At 62.9% G+C, this 7,898-nt stretch carries 8 protein-coding genes; all 8 read right to left on the bottom strand.

Annotated elements, in window-relative coordinates; all coding sequences use genetic code 11:
• A partial coding sequence (locus EN925_RS14090) for an ABC transporter substrate-binding protein (RefSeq protein WP_013533160.1) occupies positions 1-1,193 on the bottom strand: 1,193 nt, incomplete at its 3' end.
• Between the two features lie 42 nt (positions 1,194-1,235).
• The gene (locus tag EN925_RS14085) at positions 1,236-2,327 is read right to left on the bottom strand and encodes a branched-chain amino acid ABC transporter permease (protein WP_013533159.1); all 1,092 of its coding nucleotides are present in this window, start codon (positions 2,325-2,327) and stop codon (positions 1,236-1,238) included.
• 4 nt (positions 2,328-2,331) lie between these two features.
• On the bottom strand, positions 2,332-3,237 hold the full coding sequence (locus EN925_RS14080; protein WP_013533158.1) for a branched-chain amino acid ABC transporter permease: 906 nt from the start codon (positions 3,235-3,237) through the stop codon (positions 2,332-2,334).
• A 1-nt stretch (position 3,238) separates the two neighbouring features.
• Complete coding sequence (locus EN925_RS14075) at positions 3,239-3,973, bottom strand: ABC transporter ATP-binding protein (protein WP_013533157.1); 735 nt, start codon at positions 3,971-3,973, stop codon at positions 3,239-3,241.
• Positions 3,970-5,031 (bottom strand): ABC transporter ATP-binding protein, encoded by a 1,062-nt coding sequence (locus EN925_RS14070; protein WP_245483273.1) that lies wholly within the window; start codon positions 5,029-5,031, stop codon positions 3,970-3,972. Before EN925_RS14070 ends, EN925_RS14075 begins: the two co-directional genes overlap by 4 nt.
• The gene (locus EN925_RS14065; RefSeq protein WP_024502403.1) at positions 4,970-5,941 is read right to left on the bottom strand and encodes a biotin-dependent carboxyltransferase family protein; all 972 of its coding nucleotides are present in this window, start codon (positions 5,939-5,941) and stop codon (positions 4,970-4,972) included. The genes EN925_RS14070 and EN925_RS14065 overlap by 62 nt, the downstream gene beginning before the upstream one ends.
• Entirely contained in the window at positions 5,931-6,806 is an 876-nt protein-coding gene (locus EN925_RS14060) for a carboxyltransferase domain-containing protein (RefSeq protein ID WP_013533154.1), read from the bottom strand. Before EN925_RS14060 ends, EN925_RS14065 begins: the two co-directional genes overlap by 11 nt.
• A 9-nt stretch (positions 6,807-6,815) precedes the next feature.
• Positions 6,816-7,898, bottom strand: a 1,083-nt coding sequence (locus EN925_RS14055) for an acetyl-CoA carboxylase biotin carboxylase subunit (RefSeq protein ID WP_128336630.1), incomplete at its 5' end; no start/stop codon positions are given.

The raw sequence follows: 7,898 nt of genomic DNA, 5'->3' as shown, positions 1-7,898 counted from the left end.
TACTTGAGCAAGGCTTCCATCGGTACCGGCTCGGAAATCGTCCAGTTGCCTACAACACCCGGCTTGCCGGCCTTGGTCTCGACGATCAGGTACCGCGTCTGGTTCTGGTGATGCAGTTCCGGCGTGAAGGTACGAGGCCCGAACAGCGTCGGCTCGTTCTTCATCTTCTCCAGTTCCGCGACGACGGCGTCGGCATCGGTCGTGCCTGCACGCTCCACCGCCTTGGCCCAGACGTCGACCATGACGTAACCCGGAAAGACATACTGGCTCGAGGGATCGGCGCCTGTCTTCGCCTTGTAGGTGGCATTGAACTTCAGCACTTCCGGATTGGGATCGTCGCCATAGATCGATCCCTGAACGGGGACGTAGAAGTTCGTCAGATCGGGCACAGCGGATAGCCAATAACTACCGTCGACGCCCGAGCCATTCAGGATCATGGAGTTGATGCCCGCGGCACGAAGCTGCTTGATGGCCGAGACAGCGCCCGGCATCATCGTGCAAAGCATGATCGCATCCGGCTCCTTCGGCAGAGACTTGATGCGGGTGATCTGCGCGGCGATGGAGGCGTCCTCGTTTTTGAAGGTGTCTTCACCGACAAGCTTCGCGCCCTGGGCTTCGAGCTTCGGCATCATCCAGTCGAAGCCGTCGCAGATGCCCTTGTTGTAGGCCGTCCAGGTATCGAGCAGACGGTAGAAGTCCTTTGCGCCTTTTTCCTTGAATGCCCACTCGGCCATGGTCGCGCCCTGCACGGGCGCCAGCACCGACGCGGAGAAGCTGTGCGGGCCGACACCCTGGATACCGGCCTTGACCGATTCCGCGCACAGGAAGAAGGAGATACGGCCCGCGTCCTCGGCCGCGAGCGCAGCCGGCGATCCGAAGTCGTAGTCGCACGAGACGACCACGAGATCCGCGCCCTGGTCGAGCACGGAGAGGCCCGCCTTGGCGCCTTCGGCCCGGTCGGACTTGGTGTCGGCCTTGACGACCTTGATCTGCTTTCCAAGCAGACCGCCAGCCGCATTGATCTCGTCGATGCGGATCAAGGCCGCCTCCTGCGCAGGCTTGTCATAGGCTTCCATGAAGCCCGACTCCGCAGTGGCGAAGCCGATGACGATGGTCTTGTCATCGGCCAGGGCCGGGTATGCGATGGACATCGAGGCCAGAGCGGTTGCGACAATTCTCATTTTGTATGTCATGCACGTCTCCTTTTTGTTTTCCGGTCGGGCTTGTGCCGCCGGTCACTTGTTGCGACTGCTGCGGGGTAAGGTGATCTCGCGGTTGCCCATGAGTCCGGATGGGCGAAGCGCGAGGATCACGATCATGATGACGCCGAGGGCTATTTCCTGAACCCCTTTCGGGAGGGCGAAAGTGGACTCGCCGAGCGATACGCCTGCCTCCAGCCAGCGCAGCGCCTGGATGAGGGCGGACAGCAGGACGACACCCACCACACCCCCCGACAGGCTGCCCATGCCGCCGACAACGAGCATGGAAAGGGTGATGAAGGTGAGACCGAGATAGAATGTGTCGGGTGTGACCACGCCGATGGAATGAGCCATGAGCGCACCGCCCAGCCCCATCACCGCGCCTGATATGACGAATGCCACCAATCTTTCCCTGGGAATGTCGATACCGGAAGCCGCGGCGGCGGTGGGCTCGTCGCGGGCAGCACGAAGGGCCAGGCCGGACCGGGAGATCGCGTGCGCCCAGGCGATGAAGATCGCGACCACGGCGCCGATGAGATACGGCCAGATCACGCGTACGATCGGAATGCCGACGACCGATGAGGTCGCTCCGGTCACGCTCTCCCAGTTGGAATAAATTGTGTTGATCATGGCGAGCATCGCGAAGGTCGCGATCGAAGCCGCGATGCCCGATAATCGCATCAGCACCCGCCCGAAGATGAGAGCGGCGAGGGCGGCGAACAATGCTGCCAGCGTAGCCGATTGCCAGTACGGCAATCGGGTCGCCAGCAGCCATTCGGGCAGTCCCGGCAGCGAACCGCGTTTCATCATCGGATTGATGGTGAGCCACGCGGCCGCGTAGGCGCCAAGGCAGGTGAAGCCGATATGCCCGAAGCTGAGAACGCCCGAATTCCCGATAAAGATGTATAGGCCCACGACGAGGATGACACGGACGAACACGTCGATCACCGTCTGGTTGAAGGGCCGCGATCCGGTCATCACCGTGATCAGCGCGATGGCCAGCAGCAGCAGAGAAAGCAGGACCGGTGTCAGGATTGTGCGGCGGGCAAGCGCGAAGCGGGCGGGCTTTCGCTCGGCAGCCGGGGCACCGGCAGCGGTAGAGTTGGTGAGGGAGGCGGCGACACCCATGAAATCAGATCCTTTCCTTGGTGCCGCGCGCGGCAATAAGACCCTGTGGGCGGAAGAGGAGGACGAGGATGACCGCTCCATAGACAAAGGCATCGCGGAATGGCCGGGCGTCGATGGGCAGCATGACTTGCATGATCACCGAGGCGGCACCCAGCAGGAAGCCGGCGAGCACGGCTCCCCCGAGGCTGCCGAGGCCGCCAATGACGGTGGCGATGAAGGCCATCAACATGATCGAGGCGCCCATCTGGATGTCCAGCGTGCCTGTCTGGGCGCCAAAGATCAGTGCAATGGCGGCGGCCAACGCGCCGGAGAGGGCGAACGCGCCCATGATAACCCGGTTCGCACGCACACCCAGCATTCGGGCCATCGAGAAGTTCTCGGCCGCCGCCCGCATCTCCAGGCCGAAGCGGGTTTGACGCAGGAACAGTGTCAGGCCGATCAGGATGACCATCGTGGCCACGATCGTTATGAGCTGGAGGAGGGGAAGCCTGGCACCAAGGATCTCCACCGGCTGGGACAGTTCGGGCAGCAGCGAGATCGATTTCGGCCGACTGGAGAAAAGCATGAGCAGGAAGTAGCGAATGACGAAACCGAGCGCGAAGGAGGCGATCATCATGGTTGCCGGATTTGCCTGACGGAACCGCCTGAAGACGACGATTTCGCACAGCACCGACAGCCCGGCCCCGCAGAGGAGCACGAATGGCAACAGCAGGTACCACGGCAATTGGCCGGCGAAGACGATGGCCATTGCGTCCGTAGACGGCCATAACAGGGCGAAGACGCAGAAGGCGATGACGTCGCCATGCGCGAAGTTCACGAGCCGCATGACGCCGAAGATGAGGGCAATGCCGAGCGCCCCGAGCGCATAGAGCGAACCAAGCGAGAGTGCGTCGAACAGGATCTGAAGCATCTCAATTGTCCTCGTAGCCGAAATAGGCAGCCTGGATCGCCTCGCCATTGCCGAGCGTCCGCGCGTCGCCATCGAGCACGATCTGTCCGCCACGCATCAGGATCATCCGCCCGCCCACCATCATCGCCCGGGCCGAGCTCTGCTCAACGATCAGGAGCGTGAGCTGGCGCTGCGCACGCAGCGCGATCAGCCGCTCGTAGACCTGGTCGTTGATGTTGGGGGCGAGGCCCAGTGAAGGCTCGTCGATGGCTACAAGCCGCGGATTGGTCATCAGCGCGCGGCCGATGACCAGCATTTGCTGCTGCCCGCCGGACAGCAATCCCGCCTGCCCGTGCCGCCTCTCTTTCAGCATCGGGAAGGTTGCGTAGACGGCTTCGAGTTCGTCGGCCGCTCGGCTGCGCCAGCCGCGTTCGCGGGCATGCATGCCGGTTCCGACCAGAAGGTTCTCTTCGGTCGTCAGCGAGCCGAAGACATCGCGCCCCTCCGGCACCATGGAGAATCCGAGCCGGGCGATGTTCTCCGGCGCCTGGCCGGTGATCTCATGACCAGCAAGGTCGATCCGGCCGCCCGCCACCGGCGTAACACCGGCAATCGCGCGCAGCAGCGAAGACTTCCCGGCTCCGTTCGGGCCGGTGATGAACAGGATTTCTCCCTCGTCCATGGAGAAGGAGACATTGCGGACCGCCGTGAGACGGCTGTAGCGGATGGTGATATCGGAAAGGGCGAGCAGGCTCATTCCATCGCCTCCAGCACAGGCAGGTCGGTGTTCGCGGCCGTGCCCATATAGGCGTGGCGCACCTTCTCGCTGTCGCGGATCGCGGCAGGCGGTCCTTCCTCGATGATCGCTCCGGAATCGAGCACGACGATATGCTGGCAAAGGCCGAGCACCAGCCCGACATTGTGCTCGATGAGCAGGACACCACAGCCGAGATCGCTGGCGATGTGTCTTATCAGGGCGGAAAGCTCCCGCGCCTCCAGTGCGCTCATGCCAGCCGCGGGCTCGTCGAGCAGGATGTATGCGGGCCGTCCCATCAAGGCGCGGCCAATGGCGACGCGGCGCTCGTCCGTGTATGGCAACGTTCCGGCGATGCGGGTACCCAGCGCACCGATGCCTATCCAGTCGAGCATCGCTTCCGCTTCGGCGATGGCAGCGCGCCGGCTCATTCCCAGGCCAACGCCCGTTACCTCCAAATTGTCCAGCACAGGCAGGTCGCGGAAGAGCCGCCCACCCTGAAAGGTGCGGGCAATGCCGCGCCGCCGGACCTGATGCGGCTTGAGACCCGTGAGTGCTTCCCCGTCGAGCTTGATGGTGCCTTCCGTCGGTGCCTGGAAGCCGGTCAGCACGTTGACGAGCGTGGTCTTGCCAGCGCCATTCGGGCCGATGAGGCCACTGATGCGGCCGGGCGTAATTTGGAGGTCTACCGATGACAGGGCCTTCAGCCCCGCAAACGATACCGAGACGTTCTCCGCGCTCAGATGACTCATGACCCTTTCCTTCTTTCTACCGACGGAAAGGCGCGAAGCATCCGGCCTTGCGGCCAGCCACGTTGCAAATGTCTTCCCCTGTCGGTTCCGGCGGTCTCTAGCGGACTGCTCGGGTGCCAAATTCACGCCGTTGCCCGGCGTCGTCTTGTCGTTTCGCGCACCGGATTTTGTCTTCCGCCACGCGCGGTCGGTTTTGGCCGGCCGATCTCCTCGCCTCCGGCTCCTCCGCCGGCATTCCCGGCTGACGTCAGCCGGCCAGATGCCCTTCAGCGCGCGCCAGCGCGGCGCGCTGTTCGGTTCGCGCGGCAAGCGCGTCTTCCAGCGTCACCGGAACGAAGCGCGCCGGGGTGTGCGGCTGGAGTTGGGCGATAAGGTCCATGTCGGCCGATATCACCACGCCCAGCATCATATACCCGCCACCCGAAACCGCGTCCCGGTGAAGAACGATCGGCTCCGTGCCACTCGGCACTTGGACAGATCCGTAGGGATAGCAGGCATCGACGATGTTCGAGGGGTCGGAGCCCGCACCGAAAGGCTGCTCGCGCTCGACGAATTCCAGCGGCGTCCCGCCGCGGAAGCGATAGCCGATACGGTCGGCTTCGGGCGCGACCTTCCAGGTTTCCTCAAAGAACCGATTGCCGGCAGCCTCAGTGATCCGATGCCAGTATATGCCGGGAAGCATTCTGAGTTCCGCCGGGCTATTGCGCGCGCGGCGCAGATTTGCAGGCAGTGAAAGACCGGCTTTGCCGGAACCTTCGCCGAGGGGAAGCTCATCGCCCGCCTTCAGCGTGCGGCCCTGATGGCCGCCGAGTGCGCCCAGAATGTAAGTCGAGCGCGAACCGAGAACCACGGGTACGTCGATGCCGCCGGAGACGGCCAGATAAGCGCGCGCGCCGCTCTTGAGGAAGCCGAAGGAAAGCCGGTCACCGGCCTTCACCGGAAAACTTTCCCACGTCGACCGTTCCTCGCCATTGAGTTTGGGTGGGAGCTCTCCACCTGTGACGGCGACGACCGCGGATTGGGTGAATTCGAGTTCGGGACCCATGAAAGTGGCTTCGAGCACCGCGGCACCCGGATCGTTGCCGACAAGCAGGTTTGCGATGCGTGTCGCAAAGCGGTCCATGCCGCCGCCTTCTGGAATGCCGACATGATAGTGGCCGGGTCGGCCAAGGTCCTGCACGGAAGTGGAGAGGCCGGGAGAGATTACCTTAACGGCCATTGATAAGCTCCATCAGCTTTGCATTGGTGCCGTAAATGTCGCTGTTGAAATCCTTCAGGCTGAAGGTGCACTCGCGAACCGTCGGCTGCCACCGATTGGCTTCGATTTCCTCAAGCGTGGCGTCGTAGTCATCGCGGCCAATGGCCTTGAACTTGACGATGTCGCCTGGCTTGAACAGGCACATGTCATCGGCGAGGTAGCGCACCTTCCTGGTCGGGTCGTAGATCGGGGCCGGGGTTATGCCATACATCTGGTAGCCGCCAGCGCCGCGTACCGAATAGATCGCTGCAAAGCAGCCGCCATGGCCAATGGTGAGCTTGGGAGTATCGGTGCGTGGACGCAAGTATTTCGGCGCCTGAATCTGTTTCTTGCGCTCAACCATCTGGTACAGGAAGGGCAGTCCGGCGACGAAGCCGACCATCGATACGAACCAGGGCTGGCCGGAATAGGCCTCGATAAACTCTTCCACCGTGGCGTAGCCGTTGATGCGTGCCGAATATTCAAGATCGGTTGAGGAGGGGTCCTGGTGGCGCTCGCGGAAGCGCAAGCAGGTTTCACGCGTCCATGGATCCTGGAAATAAACCGGCAGTTCGATGATCCGGGTCTTCAGCACCGGGTCCGACTTCGAGGCCGCCTCTTCCATCGACTTCAGTTCGCTGAGCAAATCCTGCGGCTTGACGATGTCGGGGTTGAAGCGAATCTGGAAGCTGGCGTTGGCTGGGCAGATCTCGGTGACGCCTCGGATGCCTGCCGTACGCACCGCATTGGTCATCGAAAGGCCGGTAAAGAAGGAGGTGAGCGACATTTCTTCGGACACCTCGCCGAAGATATGTTCGTCACCGCCGAAGTTGAATCGTATCGACATCGGTCCTCCTTAACCCGCCAATGCTGCGGCGTTTTCGATGAGCCAGCCTTCCAGCCAGCGGGTATGCACGTCTCCTGCCCGCATCGCCGGATCGGCGGCCAGCGCAAGAAACAGCGGCTTGGTGGTCTTGAGCCCGCCGATCTTCAACTCGTTGAGCGCGCGGATCAGGCGCACTATCGCCGCCTCGCGCGTCTCTGCATGCACGATCAGCTTGGCAAGCAGCGAGTCATAAAAGGGCGGCACCTGATAGCCTTGATAGAGCATCGAATCGAAGCGTACGCCCGGACCGCCGGGAATGCGAAGCTCGGCCACCTGCCCGGGGAATGGAGCGAACTCCTTCGCCGGGTCTTCGGCATTGAGCCGGACTTCGATCGCATGCCCTTTGACGGAGACATCGCTTTGCCGGATCCGCAGCTTCTCGCCGCCGGCGATGCGAAGCATCTCCGCAACGAGGTCGATGCCGGTGATCGCTTCGGTGACCGGGTGCTCGACCTGGATACGGGTGTTCATCTCGATGAAGTAAAAGCGGTCTGCTTCATCGTCGTAAAGATACTCTACCGTGCCGGCACCAGAGTATTTGACCGCCTTGGCCAAGGCGACCGCTGAAGCGCAGAGCTCTTCGCGCAGCCTGTCTGAAAGTGCGCGCGACGGCGCCTCCTCCCAAACCTTCTGGCGTCGCCGCTGCAGCGAGCACTCCCGCTCGTAGCAGTGGATGGCATCGCTTCCGTCTGCCAGCACCTGCACCTCGATATGGCGGGCCTTGCCGATCACCTTTTCCATGTAGAGACCACCATCGCCAAAGGCGGCGAGGGCTTCTGCTTCGGCCTGAGGAAAGGCTTGTTCGAACTCGGCAAGCGAGTTCGCGATGCGGATGCCCCGCCCGCCGCCGCCTGCCGCCGCCTTGATCATCACCGGAAAACCGGTTGCGGTCAGCACCTCGTGGCCAGCCTCGAGGCCCTCGACCCGGCCAGCCGAGCCTGGCACGACGGGGACACCTGCAGCGGCAGCGGCCGATCGCGCCGAGACCTTGTCTCCCATCATCCGGATCGCATCTCCCGACGGGCCGACGAAGACCAATGCAGCGCCTGTGAC

The sequence above is a fragment of the Mesorhizobium sp. M7A.F.Ca.US.006.04.2.1 genome (assembly GCF_004022915.1).
In the GTDB taxonomy this organism is placed as follows: domain Bacteria; phylum Pseudomonadota; class Alphaproteobacteria; order Rhizobiales; family Rhizobiaceae; genus Mesorhizobium; species Mesorhizobium ciceri.
The sequence above is the reverse complement of the archived record's forward strand: the minus strand, read 5'-3'. Positions and strand labels throughout refer to the sequence as shown.